This is a genomic window from Streptococcus sp. ST14 (genome assembly GCF_046098195.1).
Classification (GTDB): Bacteria; Bacillota; Bacilli; order Lactobacillales; family Streptococcaceae; genus Streptococcus.
In genome coordinates this window covers 82,820-98,740 of sequence record NZ_JBJUSF010000004.1, presented here as the reverse complement: position 1 = coordinate 98,740, position 15,921 = coordinate 82,820, and the positions used below count along the sequence as shown (strand labels likewise).

Sequence of the window (15,921 nt, the reverse complement as noted above, 5' to 3'; positions counted from 1 at the left end):
ATTATATCATAAAAGAGGCGAGCCAGGCTCAACCTCTTTCACTTAATTTGTTCGAACTGGTGTGATAAGCTGCATGAAATCTTCGTCAGTATCTGCTGGCACAAGAGTAAATGGACGAACTGATGAGATAAAGCTAATAGTCACCTTTTCGCTATTTAAAGCCTTGAGGGAATCAATCAAGTAAGTTGGGTTAAAACTAATAGTCAAATCATCCCCGGTCACCTGCTCCGTATCGATTTCTTCGTTTACTTTACCAACCTCTGGAGAGTGAACATGGGCGCTAACAACTCCACCTTTAATTTCAAGCTTCACAGTACCATTTTGAGTCGCACTTGATAAGAGACGTGCACGCTCCATAGATTGACGCAAATTAACCACATCAAAAGTAATTGTAGTTTTAAAGTCTGTTGGAATCAAGCGATCTGTATCAGGATAGTTACCTTCTAACAAACGAGTATAGAAGCTAATATTTTCGCTTCTAAAGAGGATTTGATTGTTGGCAAAGAAAATCTCTACAGTTTCAATATCATCTGTAAATACCGCTGAAAATTCGCGTAGAGAGCGGCTAGGAATCACCACATCGAAATCATCACCATTTTTTTCAAGAGTCAATTTCTTCTGGCTAAGGCGATGAGAGTCTGTCGCAACTGTTTTTAGTTCCTTGTGTTTGCTCAATACAAAATGAACACCTGTTAAGATTGGACGACTTTCTTGTGTACTTGCAGCAAATGCTGTTTCATTGATAATTTTCTTGAGTAGTTTGGTTTCAAGAACCAAAGGTGTGCTTGCTGAAATTTCTTGGATTCGTGGGTACTGTTCGCTATCTTTTCCTTTTAGAGTAATTTCTGATTTGCCACTGGTTAAGACAATTTGTTTTTGTTCAATCTCTTTGAAATCTAGCGTTACATCTGGAAGACTAGATACCACATTGATAAAGAAAGAAGCTTCAAGAAGAATTGAACCCAAAGAAGTGATCAAGAGACCAGCATCTTCATTCTTTTGAGAAATGAAATTTTCAATAGAAATTTGACCGTTTGATCCAATTAAAGTAATTCCTTCATTGGTAACGTCAATTTTGATTGTTGATAAAATTGGAATAGCATTTTTAGAGCTTATTGCTCGTTTTGTAGTATTTAAGGCCTGTAGAAATAAATTTTTATTAATTGAAAAATGAATCATGGATTCTCCTTTATTTATTTTTAGTATTAGAAAGTTAATAGTAATAATAGAGTGTGTGAATTCTGTGGAAAACTGAGTGCTATTTAGTAAACTTAAGCTTCTAAGCTTGTTTAAAAAATGTGGATAAAAAAGATAGGAAAGGAAAACTTATCCACAAGCTACTTAATTTTCTTTTTGATTGCTTCTATTTCTAAACGTAAATTATCGTCTTCGTCAATCAATGATTTAATTTTAGCATGGGCATGAATAACGGTGGTGTGATCCTTTCCGCCAAATTCTTTTCCGATTTTTGGAAGACTGTTATCTGTCAGTTCTCTAGCTAGGTACATGGCAACTTGACGTGCTAAAACGATGTTTTGAACTCGTCTCGTCCCCTTCATTTCTTTGACACTCACTCCATAAAAATTACCAACTTCAGTTTGGATTTTCTCAATTGGAATAACAAGTATCTGGCGAGCGTCTTGCTTACGTGCTCTAATAGCTTCCGCAGCAATATCAATAGTAATATCCTTAATCTTCTTCACTCTGGCAATTAAAGTGATATCGTTGATTGCTCCTTCTAATTCTCGAACATTTGAATCAAATTGGCCAGCCAAGTACTCTAGAGTATCACTTTGGAAATGGTAATCCAAGTGCTCTGTTTTACTTTGAAGAATGGCGATACGTGTCTCAAAGTCAGGAGGAGTGATATTTTGCGTCAATCCCCAGCTAAAGCGTGTGACAAGTCTCTCTTCAAGTCCTTCTAGGTGTTTAGGACTTCGATCACTGGTTAGGACAATCTGTTTCTGCTTATCATGAAGAGCATTGAAGGTATTGAAAAATTCTTCCTGGGTCGCGACTTTTTTGCCACTGAGAGATTGGATATCATCGATCAATAAGAGATCAAGGCTACGGTAAGTCTTTTTGAACTTTTCCATTTCCCCAAGTCGCAAGTGTTCAAGAAAGTCATTGATAAAGCTCTCGGCAGGAATGTACTTGACACGCGCATCAGGAATATTTTTCAAAATCTCATTTCCAATCGCATTGAGTAAGTGAGTCTTTCCAAGACCAGGTCCTCCATAGATGAAAAGAGGATTATAGGTCAGAGCTAAATCTTCAGATACTGCTAGTGCAGCAGACACCGCCCAAACATTCCCATCACCTTGAATAAAGTTATCAAAGGTATATTTTTCTTTTAACCCTGTTTCAGAATAGGGAATCGTTGGTAGTGCAGGTGTGTAATCGTAAGTAGAGATACTATTCGTATCATTTACTTGAGGAGATTCTGTACTCTGAGGTTTAGTGAAAATATAGTGAGGTTTGATTTCAGAATCATAAATTTCAAAACCAGCAGCAATGATAATATCTTTTAATTGCTTTTCCCACACCATTTCCATCTCTGATCTCGGTAGAAATATAGTAGCTGTGTTTTCTTCTACTTTGATGAGTTCAGCAGGTGTAGCATAGAAATCATACATAGATCGTGTCAATCTTTCTTGAGCAAATTCTAAAATACGATTCCAAAATTGCTTTTCTTTCAACTAATTTTCCTCCTTTACTATGATTTTAGTAGTTTAGTGCTAGACTTATTTTACCATAGATAGTAGGATTTTTCCACAGATTGGGGAAAAGAATCCACAATGTTAGTAGTATTTATCCACAGGTTGGGGATAAATAGAAAAATCCTTGATTTATTAGGCTTTTTGATAAAAAAATTGGTGGATAAATTTGTGGGTTGAGAAAATAAAAGAACAGCCTTATTTCAGGCTGTTAATAATTCTATCGTATTCTTCTTGACTTGAAAAGGAGATAATAATCTTTCCAGTATCTTTTTTTGAAAGTTTAATTTCTACACTTAAACCGAGTAGTTTTTTTAATTTATCTTCTTCGTCTTTGATGAAAGAATCACTTTTTTTTTGCTTCTTTTGTTTTTTCTCTGTAAGAAGTACTTCTAACTTTCTCACAGAAATATCTTCATTTTTGATTAGTTGGAAGAAATAGTCTTGCTGCTCTTTGTCCAAACCAACTAGTGAACGTGCATGCGCTTGAGAAATTTTTCCATTTTCTACTTCAGCTAAGATATATTCTGGTAGGGAAAGCAAACGAATAAAATTAGTGATATAAGGACGAGATTTCCCCATTTTATCCGCTATCTCAGTGTGAGTAAATCCTTTTTCTACTAAAGATTCGTAGGCGCGTGCTTCTTCAACAGGATTTAAATTTTCTCTCTGCAAATTCTCAATGATTGACTGGATCATCATTTCCTGATCTGAGAGGTGCTTTACAACGGCTGGAATAGAAGTCAGACCAGCCAAGAGAGAAGCTCGATATCGTCTCTCTCCTGCAAGGATTTCATAACCAATTACAGGAGATTGACGAACGATGATTGGTTGGATGAGCCCATTTTCTTTAATTGACTGAGCTAATTCCTTTAGTTTATCTGCATCAAATTCTTTCCGAGGTTGGTAAGGATTCTTTTGTATTTCAGAGATAGAAATCATTTCAAATTTTTCCATGATTCTACACTAACATATCTTTTACTTTCTGTAAAGTTTTCTTTACACTGATGTCAATTAAGACTCTAAATCACCAGAATTCTTATCTAGTTTAATTGAGGTTGTTTCCTCCTTACCATTACGGTAGTAGGTTACTTTGATAGTATCTCCGATAGCATGATTGTAAAGAGCGTGTTGTAGGTCTGTTGATGAAGCAATCTCTTTGTCATCAACTTTGGTAATGACATCGTATTTTTGAAGATGTCCATTTGCTGGCATATTGTTTTGAACAGATCGAACAACTACACCTGAAGTGAGGCCACTTGGAATGTTAAGTTTTCTAAGATCACTAGCTCCAACATTTGACAGATTGACCATTTGAATTCCAAGAGCTGGACGAGTCACTTTACCATCACTTTCAAGCTGTTTAATGATATTTTGTGCATCGTTTGAAGGAATTGCAAAACCAAGACCTTCTACAGATGTTCCACCATTACTTGCAATTTTACTTGATGTAATACCAATTACTTGTCCTTGAATGTTTACAAGTGGACCACCAGAGTTACCAGGGTTAATGGCTGTATCTGTTTGAATGGCTTTTGTTGAAATAGCTTGACCATCTTCAGATTTTAGAGAAACATTTCGATTAAGACTTGAAATAATCCCCTGTGTAACTGTATTAGCATATTCTGAACCTAGAGGACTACCGATAGCAATCGCTGTTTCTCCAACACTAAGTTGACTTGAATCCCCAAATTCTGCTACTGTTGTAACTTTTTCTGAAGAAATTTTAACGACAGCAATATCAGAGAAGGTATCAGATCCGACAATTTCACCAGGAACCTTGGTACCATCTGCTAAGCGGATATCAACTTTTGAAGCTCCATTGATAACGTGAGTATTAGTTACAAGATAGGCATCTTTATCATCCTTTTTATAGATAACACCTGATCCCTCACTTGCGATTTGTTGATTGTCTGAATCAGAATTAGTGTCGTCAGCATTAAATACACTACTTTGTCTACTGCTAGAAGAAGAATAAGTAATGATTGAGACAACAGCATCCTTAACTTTATTTACTGCTTGAGTGGTTGAATTTTCATTCTTATAGGATGTTTGAGTGACAGTGCCAGAATTATTATTTGTAGCTTGATTTCCTTGTTTTTGATAAAGTTGTAATGTTACGAAACTTCCTAAGGCACCACTTAAAAATCCGATTAGAATGATTATTAGAACTTTAACTCCTTTTTTGTAAAATTTTTGTAAGTGTTTCATAAACGCCTCCGTTTGTTATTTATTTACTCAGATTATAAACCTATTAACTTAATCCAAACTTAAAAGCTTAAAGTTTTACACAAGTTGTGGATAACTCGCTTTATTCTGTGAATTTGCTAGAAATTTAGGATGTTTTTTGTGTGTATAAGATGTGAAATGAAGTGTGGATATGATAGAATAGAAGAATGAAAATAAAAATTGTAACAGTAGGAAAATTAAAAGAAAAATACCTTAAAGATGGTATTGTTGAATATACCAAACGAATTTCACGTTTCGCCAAATTAGAAATGATTGAGCTCACTGATGAGAAGACACCTGACAAAGCCAGTGAATTAGAAAATCAAAAAATCTTGGAAACAGAAGGTGAAAGAATTCTTTCTAAGGTTGGAGAAAGAGAATTTGTCGTTGTACTAGCCATTGAAGGAAAAACACTCTCCTCAGAGGAATTTAGTAAGCAACTAGAGCAAGCTTCTATCAAAGGATACTCAACGCTTACTTTTATTATTGGAGGAAGTTTGGGTCTAGCTCCTGTTGTAAAAAATAGGGCCAATCTTTCTGTCAGTTTTGGACGTCTGACATTACCACATCAGTTAATGAGATTGGTTTTAGTTGAACAAATTTACCGTGCTTTTACAATTCAACAGGGTTCTCCTTACCACAAATAGAAGATTGACTTAGCTCTTGTTTTTTGATAGAATGGTCATGTTAGGTCTCATAGCTCAGCTGGATAGAGCATTCGCCTTCTAAGCGAACGGTCGCAGGTTCGAATCCTGCTGGGATCAATTTTAGATGCGAAGCTGGGATTTATCCCAGCTTTTTTCTTAAAAAAGTGCGTTTCAGGTGCAAAAATGTACAGTTGGGAAGAATTTTTTCTTACATGGTCTTCATTTTGTATAATAGGTGTGTAAGTTAACTTACAAGAAAAAATAATACAGGAGATTTCATTATGAAAAATACAGAAAAGTTGGAACAATTTAAAGAAGTAACAGAGGCAGAATTGCAGGAGATTCGAGGTGGAGATTGGAGAATTTCAGAAACAATTCGTAATCTTATTTTTCCAAGAAGAAAGTAATGAAATAAAGGTAGAGAGTAATGGATTTATTTGGATTAGGGATAGCTATTTTTTATTTTCTCATCATTAGCAAAAGTTATGAATGGATTTGTAAAATAAATAGAAAAGAACAAATTGCTTTTTTCTGTTACACATGCATCTCAGTTTTTATACTTGAAGAAATTATTACACTGGTATATTCTAATAGTTTTGCTTTGTCTAAATTTTTATTTCCTTTGGTTGTGTACCTTTATTTAAGAAAGTTAAAGAAGTCTGAAAAATACAAAGCTATTTTTATTAGTTTACTACTGTCTTTATTATATCACAGTACTCATACTTTTATATCCGTAACCTTATCTTCTATAACAGGAGATGAAGTAGTATTAAACTACAAAAGTACATTCCTTTTAGTAGTATTGTTGATGACTTATGTTTCTATTCTAATAATAATTCGTTATTTTCATCTGGATATTAAATATTTTGATAAAGATTATCTGTACCCTTTTTTAAAAAAAGTAATAGTTGCTTTTATTGGTTTGCATATCTTATTGTTTATTTCAGATATAGTAAGTACAACTCATCATTTAAATAGCTTCGGAAGTATTTTATCAACCATTGTTTTTATTTGCTTGTTATTGATTTTCTTTGCAATGAATTCTCACAAGGTTCAAATTGAAAAAGAGATTGCTCTAAAACAAAAGAAATTTGAACAAAAACATTTACAGACTTATACTGATGAAATTGTGGAGTTGTATAATGAAATTCGAGGTTTTCGTCATGACTATGCAGGGATGCTTGTCAGCATGCAAATGGCGATTGACAGTGGTGATTTACAAGAAATTAACAGGGTTTACAATGAAGTCCTAGTAAAAGCAAATCAGAAATTGAGATCAGAAAAATATACTTACTTTGATTTAAATAATATAGAAGACTCTGCTTTACGGAGTTTAATTGCTCAATCGATTGTCTATGCACGAAAAAATGATGTAGAGTTTACATTGGAAGTAAAGGATATCATTACTAGACTGTCAATAGATTTACTTGATCTTGTTCGTATCATGAGCATTTTATTAAACAATGCCGTTGAAGGTGCTGCAGATAGTTACTTGAAACAAATGGAAGTTGCAGTCATTAAAATGGATTTTGAAACAGTTATAGTTATCCAGAATTCATGCAAAATCACTATGACTCCTTCAGAGGATCTATTTGCCTTAGGTTTTTCTACCAAGGGAAGAAATAGAGGTTTAGGACTTAATAATGTCAAAGAGATCTTAGATAAGTATGACAACATTATCTTAGAAACTGAGATGGAAGACAACACATTCAGACAAATTATTAGATTTAAGAGGGAATTCGAATGAAAGTATTAATTTTAGAAGATGTTATTGAACATCAAGTGAGACTAGAGAGAATATTAAATGAAATCTCGGAAGAATCGAATATTCCTATTTCATATAAGACAACAGGAAAAGTTCGTGAGTTTAAGGAATATATCGAAAATGATGAAGTAAACCAGCTTTATTTCCTAGATATCGATATTCATGGAATCGAGAAAAAAGGCTTTGAAGTGGCTCAGTTTATCCGTCATCACAATCCTTATGCTATTATTGTCTTTATTACCAGTCGATCTGAATTTGCTACCTTAACTTACAAATACCAGGTATCAGCTCTAGATTTTGTAGACAAAGACATCAATGATGAATTGTTCAAAAAACGTATCGAGCAGAGTATTTTTTACACTAAGAGTATGCTGCTTGAAAACGAAGATGTTGTAGACTATTTTGATTACAACTATAAGGGAAATGATTTGAAAATTCCTTACCATGACATTTTGTATATCGAAACCACAGGAGTTTCTCATAAACTTCGGATTATTGGTAAGAATTTTGCTAAAGAATTCTATGGAACTATGACAGATATTCAGGAAAAGGACAAACATACCCAGCGATTTTATTGCTCCCATAAATCTTTCCTTGTCAATGTGGGAAATGTGAGAGAAATTGATCGAAAGAATTTAGAAGTTGTCTTTTATGAAGATCATCGTTGCCCGATTACCCGTTTGAAAGTTCGCAAACTAAAAGATATTCTAGAGAAAAAATCTAAAAAGTGATTGACAATTAGTAAGAAATTGATATAATGGTTATATCTGCTACAGATAGATGGTCCGTTGGTCAAGGGGTTAAGACACCGCCTTTTCACGGCGGTAACACGGGTTCGAATCCCGTACGGACTATTTTATCCGCCATAGCTCAGTTGGTAGTAGCGCATGACTGTTAATCATGATGTCGTAGGTTCGAGTCCTACTGGCGGAGTCAGATAAAAAAAAGAACACCAATGGTGTTCTTTTTTAGTTGACATCACCTAACATTTTCATAAGGAAGTCTGTCATTTCTTGCGGACTTTCTTTTTTTCCGTGAGCAATCCAAGTCTGGCAAACACCAAATAGGGCATTTGTTAGATAAATACTGCTGTATTCTAATTCTATTGGAGTGAGTTGTAATTTCATAAAGCGTTTCTGAAGGTCGGTGCTAAGCATAATGTGAAGCTTATTTCTCAAGAAATTTTGGATTTCTTTTGTCCCATTTTCAGATAAGAGTGCAGCCAAGAGTGGCTCAGACTCTAAATATTCAAATACTTCTAAAATAGCATCTCTTTTGTGATGAGCATGTTTTTGGAAAATATACTCAAAGGTATGAAATAGCTTACTTTGGTAGAGTTCAATCATATCATACTTATCCTTGTAGTGAGTGTAAAAGCTGGAACGACTAATTCCGGCTTTTTCTGCTAACTTGACAGTAGAAATTTGATCAAAGGGCTGGTCCATCAATAATTGAACCATGGCATTTTCGATAATTCGTTTTGTTTTTAAACGTTTGTTACTTTCTTTCATAATTCCTCCTTGTAAACAAAAATAGACTATGTGTCTAAAAAAATATTTTTTACCTTGTAATTTAGATTTTTTGATGTATAATCTATTATATCAAAATTTTAGACAATATGTGTAAAAAAGGAGGAAACATGTTTAAAGAATGGAAAGCAATATTTAAAAAACCGACCTTTATCATTGTAATGATAGGGATTTCTCTCATTCCAGCTTTATACAACATTATATTTTTATTGTCCATGTGGGATCCATATGGTCAAGTATCGGAGTTACCTGTGGCAGTTGTCAATAAAGATAAGGAAGCTTCTTATAATGGACAGACAATGAGAATTGGTGAAGACATGGTGTCTAATTTAAAAGAAAATAAGGCTTTAGATTTTCACTTTGTTAATGAAGAGGAAGGGGAAAAAGGGCTAGAAGATGGTGACTACTACATGGTAGTGACTTTACCAAGTGATCTATCTGAAAAAGCTACTTCTATCCTAACGAATCATCCTGAACAGATGCAGATTGATTATCAGACGTCAAGTGGGCATAGCTTTATTGCAAGTAAGATGAGTGATTCTGCAATGACACAATTAAAACAAACCGTCTCTACTAATGTTACTGAAACGTACACTAAGGCTTTATTTCAAAAAATGAATGATTTGAAGTCTGGAATAAATAAGGCAGCTGAAGGAAGTGAACAATTAGCTAATGGAGCCGATCAGTTGGTGACGGGAAGTCAAACATTGACAACAAATCTTAATACTCTAGCTAACTCAAGTGTAACTTTTTCAAATGGAGCGGATCAATTTACAAAAGGCTTATCTAGCTATGTGTCTGCTATAGAGCGATTACGTATTGGTTTAGGAACTTTTAATAGTGGTTTACAAAGTTATACAAATGCTGTCTCACAAGTTGACACTGGACTTGGTCAATTAGCTTCAAAAACTCCTGAGTTGGTGACAGGTGTAAATCAGCTAAATACAGGTATAAAGTCTTATACAGGTGGCGTTTCACAACTGGATACAGGTCTCAATCAATTTTCAGTTGGTGTAAATGCTTATACAAATAGTGTGAAGGAACTTTCTAACGGAACAAGTCAATTATCCAATCAATCAGATATACTAAGAGATGGAATGGAGCAATTAAATACTGGTATTAAAGAAATTTCAAGCCAATTAGAGTCCTCATCTCAACAAAGTGAAGAAATAGCGCAATTGGCAACAAGCTTAGGAGAACTAAATAAAACACTACAAGCTCTTACAATATCAGATAATACTCAACTGAAAAGTACATTGTCAGAAGCTTTGCCAAATCTAACAACTCTTGCTCAGGATATTGTGACCAAAAGTCAGACAGAACAAGAGCAAACTCTTACAAACTTTCAATCAACAGCTACTTATCAATCTCTTACAGAGGAACAAAAGAAAGAACTGACAGAAGCCATTTCTAAAAATTCTAATTCTACTATTGAGTCAGCAAAAACAATTTTAACGACAGTAGGAGGATTAAAAGAAAGTATAGAGAATTCAGAACAACAAGTCTCTAATCTATCTGATGTGCAGACGAAAGCAAATCAACTCTTACCTGCAGCATCTAGCTCCTTGACAACCTTGTCAAATGGATTTACAACATTACAAACTTCTGTAAATAATCAGTTAGTTCCTGGAAGTCAGTCAATCGAAAAAGGAGTTGTAAAATACACTAAAGGATTGGATACTATTTCTATAGGTGCTAATCAACTAAGTGAAAAGAATGTAAGTTTAACAACTAGTCTGGATCAATTAGTTTCTGGATCAAGTAAGTTGACAGAAAACACATCAACCTTGACAGCTGGAGTAGATGCGCTAGCTGGAAAAACTCCAGAATTAGTATCAGGTATAGAAAGTTTGTCATCTGGTTCTGCTCAATTGAATAATAAGAGTCCAGAGCTAATAGCAGGTCTTACTAAATTACAATTTGGCTCTGGTCAATTAACAGATAAATCAACACAGTTACTTTCTGCAGCATCTCAACTAGGAAGTGGTGCCATGAAGATTGCAGATGGTGCTGGAAAACTAGCAGATGGTGGAACAACCTTAACCTCTAGTCTTGAAGATTTACAGACAGGAGTTGATTCATTAGGACAAGGATTAGGCAATGCTAACAATCAACTTAAATCAGCATCAACAGAATCTAAAAATGCAGAGACATTATCTGAACCTCTAGTTCTCTCAAAAACAGACAATGACCAAGTCCCTGTAAATGGGATTGCTATGGCTCCTTATATGATATCAGTTGCTCTTTTTGTTGCTGCTATATCTACCAATATGATTTTTGCTAAGTTGCCTTCTGGACGTCATCCAGAGAGTCGTTGGGCTTGGTTGAAGTCTCGCTCTGAAATAAATGGGATTATAGCTGTCTTAGCAGGTGTTTTAGTTTATGGAGGTGTCCATCTTATTGGATTGACTGCGAACCATGAGATGAGGACCTTGATTCTAATTATAATCACAAGTTTAGCTTTCATGTCTATGGTGACAGCTTTAACAACTTGGAATAGCCGTATAGGAGCTTTCTTCTCTCTTATTTTACTTTTATTACAGTTAGCATCAAGTGCAGGGACCTATCCCCTTGCTTTAACAAATGATTTCTTCAAAGGTATCAATCCTTGGTTACCAATGAGTTATTCTGTATCAGGCTTACGACAAACAATCTCTATGACAGGAAATATTCATCATCAAGTAATTTTCCTTATTATAACTCTAGCTTTCTTTACTGCTTTAGGTATGCTAGCTTATCAACCTAAGAAAATGGAAGAAGATTAAAAAGATTGGCCAAGAAATTGGTCAATCTTTTTCTGTCTTAGATAAATTTCGTCTGTGATTATAGATCCCAAAAAGAAGAAGGGCAGTTAGTGAGCAGGCTGCTCCAATAACAAAACCATTGGGGATAAAGGAAAGTGTAATGGTGCCTTTTCCTTTTGGAACATCAACTTTCATAAAACCAGTCTGAGCCTGCTTGATTTCAAGTTTTTTCCCATCTTGGTATGCAGACCAACCTTTGTCATAAGGAATAGTGAAGAAAATAGAGGTATCTTGTTTTACTTCATATGTAGCAAAGACTTTATTTTTAGAGGTGGATACTTCTACAGGTTGTTCTTTAATCTTTTGAATTGCCTCAGTAAGAGCCTGAGTATCTAAACGATAGAAGGTTGGAGATTCAAAGGACACCTGAGAATTTCCAGGGAAACTAACACTGATATTGAAAGTTTGTCGTTCTTCAGTATAACCCAAATTAAAGAAATTAAATGCATTGTCAGTTGTAAAAGTCTTTTTTTCTCCATTGACAATGACGTCAACTTTCTTTTGCTTATCGTTTGTAAAATGAAGATTTGAAAAAGAGAGATAGACTTGACTATTTTGAGGAACCTCAATTTGATAATCAATCTTTGCATCTTCATTAGCAGAATCTGTAATGCTCGTTAAACCATCTGAAGTATCTGTTTTATCAGATGCTATTTGGGAGAAGTAATCTAAGTTGAGATTAGCAAGCTGGTTTATAAATAAAGCCTGATTATCTAGAGTGTGATTGTTAAAGTTTACATCTTTGTAAATAGATTGAGTGGCAAAGGCAATGGGTAAAGAGAGTTTATTTTTATATATGGTTAAATGATCCTTTTGATAAATCTCTTGAAAACCATACTTATCAAGTGAAGTTTCAGAAATATTGTACTGGATTCCAAATAAACTGTCTGCTAAAAGACTGTTATTTGCATAACGGAGATTAAGGTTGGTTCCAGAGGATTTGAATCCCAGTTTATCCAAACTAGTGCTAGCTGAACGATTTCGTACAGACGAAAATTGAGAGATTCCATTGTAGTTAAATTTCATACTGTCATTTCCAGTCTGAATTTGCAGTTTTTCAGTACGTGTAAATGGATTGTCAATTTGGTTTAGAATGGATTCCATAGCGGTGATATCTCTATTATAGACGCTACGAGAAGCAAAGGCCCATTCTTTAGCTATTCCTTCCATTTGAGATGATGCATTTAAGCTTATCTCAGCCGTTATAAATAAAGACAAAAGAATTGCAAATAGATTTACAGAGATAAATTTTCTAATGACTGCAAGAAGTAAAAGAGCATAAACTAGTAGAAATTCAAGAGTGAGTAGGATATTCAAATCAGTTAAAAAAGAATAGTGTGATTTAAAATAGACAGTGGCCAAAAATCCTGTTAGTACAAGAAAAAGTGAGCCAAATAGATTCCATAGCTTCAGTTCTTTCAGACGATTTAAGACTTCTGCTGCAGTATAAATTAACAGAGTGGAAAAAATCCAAGCATAGCGATGCAAAAACATATTTGGGGTATGCATCCCTTGCCAAAATAAATCAAGTGCTTCTATGTAAAAGCTTGTTATTAAAAAAGTAAAGAAAATTGCATAGGTAAGTTTCACGTGAAACCTTATGGATTTTATTGTGAAAAATAGAATGGTTAAAATAAAGGGAAGCAATCCAACAAAAATCATTGGTATAGATCCATACTTAGTTGTATCAAAAGATCCAATGAATTGTTTTGCGAAAATATCCAGATACCAGCTACTGTCTGTCTTTAATTTTGTGATAGCAGTCAACTTCTCTCCATGAGTTTGTAAATCAAACAGTGTAGGAAGAGTCATAATCAAACTAGTCATTCCAGCTAAAAAGGAGGTAACAACAAAATCAAGAAAGGATGATTTTCGAGTTTTAAAGTCCCAAGAAATTTGGCAGAGATACCAGAAAATAAGAAACAATACTGTCATATACCCAAAATAATAATTTTGAATAAATAAGATTGACAAACTTGTAAAGTATAGTAGGCGCTTCTTTTGTGTTATAAGTAGGTATAAACCAGTTATAATTAAAGGAATCAAGATAAAAACATCTAACCAGGTTTTTATCTCTAACTGACTAACGGTAAAGCTCATTAGAGCATAGGAAGTAGATAAGGCAAGTTTTAAAAATTTTGGGATATCTTTAAATAATCTAGTCAAACTAAAGAAGGTTGACAGACCAATCAATCCAAATTTTAAGAGAGTGGTCAGATAGACAGCATCTGGCATATTCGACAGATTAAAAAAGTAAACCAGAGGTGAGAGAAAACTACCCAAGTAATAACTAGATAGAGCATAGAAATTCAGTCCAAGGCCACTTGTAAAGGTGTAAAACAAACTACCATTTCCATGTAAAATATTTCGTAAAGCCACATCAAAAATAACGTATTGATGGAAACCATCTCCTAATAGTGGAGATGTATCGCTATTCCAGTAGATACCTTGAGTTAGGTATACTCCAGTCATAATTACTAAAGGAATGATGAAAGAAACAAAATAGGTCCAATATGTTTTAAAAAATGATTTCATGTTACCTCATAGAATGATAGAAAACTCAGTTGGTTACCCCAACTGAGTTTTGAAGTCTTATTTAATCTTTCCAAAGTTCTTTAACTTTTGCTTGTACTTCTGCATTTTCTAGGAATTCATCATAGGTTTCATCGATACGATCAATGACGCCATTCTTAGACAAAACAATGATATGGTTTGCCAAAGTTTGGATAAACTCGTGGTCATGACTGGCAAAGATGATTGATTCTTTAAAGTTTTTCAATCCATCGTTCAAGCTTGATATAGATTCCAAGTCCAAGTGATTTGTTGGATCATCAAGTACAAGGACATTTGATTTCAAGAGCATGAGTTTTGAAAGCATGACACGTACTTTTTCTCCCCCTGATAAGACGTTTACAGGTTTGTTAACCTCATCTCCAGAAAAGAGCATACGACCGAGGAAACCACGTAGGAAGGTATTGTCATCTTCTTCTTTACTTGCAAATTGACGCAACCAGTCAAGGATTGACTCTCCTCCTGAAAAATCAGCCGAGTTGTCTTTTGGCAAGTAAGAACGGCTAGTAGTAACTCCCCACTTGACAGTTCCTTCATAGTCGATGTCACCCATAATTGCACGAATTAATGCAGTCGTTTGGATGTCATTTTGTCCAATAAGAGCTGTCTTATCACCTGGACGCAAGATGAAACTAATATTGTCTAGGATAGTTTCGCCATCAATCTTTACAGTTAGATTTTCTACTGTCAAGAGATCATTACCAATCTCACGTTCTGCTTTAAAGTTGATAAATGGGTATTTACGACTAGAAGGAACAATCTCTTCTAATTCAATCTTGTCAAGCATTTTTTTACGAGACGTTGCTTGTTTTGACTTAGAAGCGTTGGCAGAGAAGCGAGCAACGAATTCTTGCAATTGCTTAATTTTTTCTTCTGCCTTGGCATTACGGTCTGCTAGCAATTTAGCAGCGAGTTCAGAAGATTCCTTCCAGAAGTCATAGTTTCCGACATAGAGTTTGATTTTTCCAAAGTCAAGGTCGGCCATGTGTGTACATACTTTGTTTAAGAAGTGACGGTCGTGGGATACTACGATAACGGTGTTATCAAAGTCAATCAAGAAGTCTTCTAGCCAAGTAATAGATTGGATGTCCAACCCGTTGGTCGGCTCGTCCAAGAGAAGAACATCTGGTTTACCAAAAAGTGCTTTAGCAAGGAGAACCTTAACTTTTTCACCATTGGCCAATTCGCTCATGTTTTGATAGTGCAATTCTTCTGGAATGTTTAGATTTTGAAGTAATTGGGATGCTTCACTTTCTGCTTCCCAACCTCCAAGTTCAGCAAATTCACCTTCAAGTTCAGCTGCACGAACACCATCTTCATCGGAAAAATCTTCCTTCATGTAAATGGCATCTTTTTCTTTCATGATGTTGTAAAGTTTTTCATTTCCCATAATGACAACATCAATAACTCGCTCATCTTCATAGTCAAAATGATTTTGACGGAGAACAGAGAGACGTTCATCTGGACCAAGAGAGATGTGACCAGTTGTTGGCTCGATATCACCAGCTAAGATTTTTAAGAATGTAGACTTCCCAGCACCATTAGCACCAATCAATCCGTATGTATTTCCTTCTGTAAATTTGATATTGACATCATCAAAAAGTTTGCGATCACTAAAACGTAGTGAAACATCAGATACTGTAAGCAATGTTTTTCTCC

General features: G+C 34.7%; 12 protein-coding genes and 3 tRNA genes. 8 read left to right on the top strand and 7 right to left on the bottom strand.

Features of this window, described 5'->3' with window-relative positions:
* Positions 1–42: 42 nt before the first annotated feature.
* The 4 genes from dnaN to ACIY19_RS02425 all read right to left on the bottom strand — a co-directional run bounded on the left by dnaN (position 43) and on the right by ACIY19_RS02425 (position 4,928).
* Positions 43–1,179, bottom strand: a complete 1,137-nt coding sequence (gene dnaN / locus ACIY19_RS02440) for a DNA polymerase III subunit beta (RefSeq protein ID WP_409002593.1) — start codon at positions 1,177–1,179, stop codon at positions 43–45.
* A gap of 158 nt (positions 1,180–1,337) precedes the next feature.
* A complete protein-coding gene (gene dnaA / locus ACIY19_RS02435) occupies positions 1,338–2,699 on the bottom strand; it encodes a chromosomal replication initiator protein DnaA (RefSeq protein WP_000660623.1) in 1,362 nt (453 codons plus the stop codon).
* A gap of 216 nt (positions 2,700–2,915) precedes the next feature.
* Positions 2,916–3,674 carry a ParB/RepB/Spo0J family partition protein gene (locus ACIY19_RS02430; protein ID WP_002892799.1) on the bottom strand — a complete coding sequence of 253 codons (759 nt, stop codon included), beginning with the start codon at positions 3,672–3,674 and terminating at the stop codon, positions 2,916–2,918.
* Positions 3,675–3,731: 57 nt separating this feature from the next.
* A complete protein-coding gene (locus ACIY19_RS02425) occupies positions 3,732–4,928 on the bottom strand; it encodes a S1C family serine protease (RefSeq protein WP_000681804.1) in 1,197 nt (398 codons plus the stop codon).
* Between the two features lie 185 nt (positions 4,929–5,113).
* Here ACIY19_RS02425 and rlmH point away from each other — a divergent pair, with 185 nt between their 5' ends.
* From rlmH to ACIY19_RS02390, 7 genes are all read left to right on the top strand, one after another.
* Entirely contained in the window at positions 5,114–5,593 is a 480-nt protein-coding gene (rlmH, locus tag ACIY19_RS02420) for a 23S rRNA (pseudouridine(1915)-N(3))-methyltransferase RlmH (protein ID WP_000694226.1), read from the top strand.
* Between the two features lie 43 nt (positions 5,594–5,636).
* A tRNA-Arg gene (locus ACIY19_RS02415) sits at positions 5,637–5,710 on the top strand.
* 164 nt (positions 5,711–5,874) lie between these two features.
* Positions 5,875–6,000: a competence-stimulating peptide ComC gene (gene comC / locus ACIY19_RS02410; protein WP_000798828.1), complete on the top strand. Its 126-nt coding sequence runs from the start codon at positions 5,875–5,877 to the stop codon at positions 5,998–6,000.
* A gap of 20 nt (positions 6,001–6,020) precedes the next feature.
* Positions 6,021–7,340, top strand: a complete 1,320-nt coding sequence (gene comD, locus ACIY19_RS02405) for a competence system sensor histidine kinase ComD (protein WP_000362885.1) — start codon at positions 6,021–6,023, stop codon at positions 7,338–7,340.
* Positions 7,337–8,089 carry a competence system response regulator transcription factor ComE gene (gene comE, locus ACIY19_RS02400; RefSeq protein ID WP_000866079.1) on the top strand — a complete coding sequence of 251 codons (753 nt, stop codon included), beginning with the start codon at positions 7,337–7,339 and terminating at the stop codon, positions 8,087–8,089. Before comD ends, comE begins: the two co-directional genes overlap by 4 nt.
* A gap of 51 nt (positions 8,090–8,140) precedes the next feature.
* Positions 8,141–8,212 (top strand) — tRNA-Glu (locus ACIY19_RS02395).
* Between the two features lie 5 nt (positions 8,213–8,217).
* Positions 8,218–8,291 (top strand) — tRNA-Asn (locus tag ACIY19_RS02390).
* Between the two features lie 35 nt (positions 8,292–8,326).
* Here ACIY19_RS02390 and ACIY19_RS02385 read toward each other — a convergent pair.
* Complete coding sequence (locus ACIY19_RS02385; protein WP_000665080.1) at positions 8,327–8,869, bottom strand: TetR/AcrR family transcriptional regulator; 543 nt, start codon at positions 8,867–8,869, stop codon at positions 8,327–8,329.
* A gap of 128 nt (positions 8,870–8,997) precedes the next feature.
* Between ACIY19_RS02385 and ACIY19_RS02380 the strand changes: the two genes are divergently transcribed.
* Positions 8,998–11,652, top strand: coding sequence for a YhgE/Pip family protein (locus ACIY19_RS02380; RefSeq protein WP_409002592.1), 2,655 nt, complete (start codon positions 8,998–9,000; stop codon positions 11,650–11,652).
* Positions 11,653–11,673: 21 nt separating this feature from the next.
* Here the strand turns inward: ACIY19_RS02380 and ACIY19_RS02375 are convergent, their stop codons facing one another.
* Together ACIY19_RS02375 and ACIY19_RS02370 are read right to left on the bottom strand one after the other, a co-directional pair.
* Complete coding sequence (locus tag ACIY19_RS02375; RefSeq protein ID WP_000834502.1) at positions 11,674–14,226, bottom strand: YfhO family protein; 2,553 nt, start codon at positions 14,224–14,226, stop codon at positions 11,674–11,676.
* A gap of 61 nt (positions 14,227–14,287) precedes the next feature.
* Positions 14,288–15,910: an ATP-binding cassette domain-containing protein gene (locus ACIY19_RS02370; protein WP_000958787.1), complete on the bottom strand. Its 1,623-nt coding sequence runs from the start codon at positions 15,908–15,910 to the stop codon at positions 14,288–14,290.
* Positions 15,911–15,921 lie beyond the last annotated feature (11 nt).

Excerpts from the sequence above, each read along its gene's own strand:
- dnaN (WP_409002593.1), bottom strand. The coding sequence starts at position 1,179 with ATGATTCATTTTTCAATTAATAAAAATTTATTTCTACAGGCCTTAAAT.
- ACIY19_RS02430 (WP_002892799.1), bottom strand. The coding sequence starts at position 3,674 with ATGGAAAAATTTGAAATGATTTCTATCTCTGAAATACAAAAGAATCCT.
- ACIY19_RS02425 (WP_000681804.1), bottom strand. The coding sequence starts at position 4,928 with ATGAAACACTTACAAAAATTTTACAAAAAAGGAGTTAAAGTTCTAATA.
- rlmH (WP_000694226.1), top strand. The coding sequence starts at position 5,114 with ATGAAAATAAAAATTGTAACAGTAGGAAAATTAAAAGAAAAATACCTT.
- comC (WP_000798828.1), top strand. The coding sequence starts at position 5,875 with ATGAAAAATACAGAAAAGTTGGAACAATTTAAAGAAGTAACAGAGGCA.
- comD (WP_000362885.1), top strand. The coding sequence starts at position 6,021 with ATGGATTTATTTGGATTAGGGATAGCTATTTTTTATTTTCTCATCATT.
- comE (WP_000866079.1), top strand. The coding sequence starts at position 7,337 with ATGAAAGTATTAATTTTAGAAGATGTTATTGAACATCAAGTGAGACTA.
- ACIY19_RS02385 (WP_000665080.1), bottom strand. The coding sequence starts at position 8,869 with ATGAAAGAAAGTAACAAACGTTTAAAAACAAAACGAATTATCGAAAAT.
- ACIY19_RS02380 (WP_409002592.1), top strand. The coding sequence starts at position 8,998 with ATGTTTAAAGAATGGAAAGCAATATTTAAAAAACCGACCTTTATCATT.
- ACIY19_RS02375 (WP_000834502.1), bottom strand. The coding sequence starts at position 14,226 with ATGAAATCATTTTTTAAAACATATTGGACCTATTTTGTTTCTTTCATC.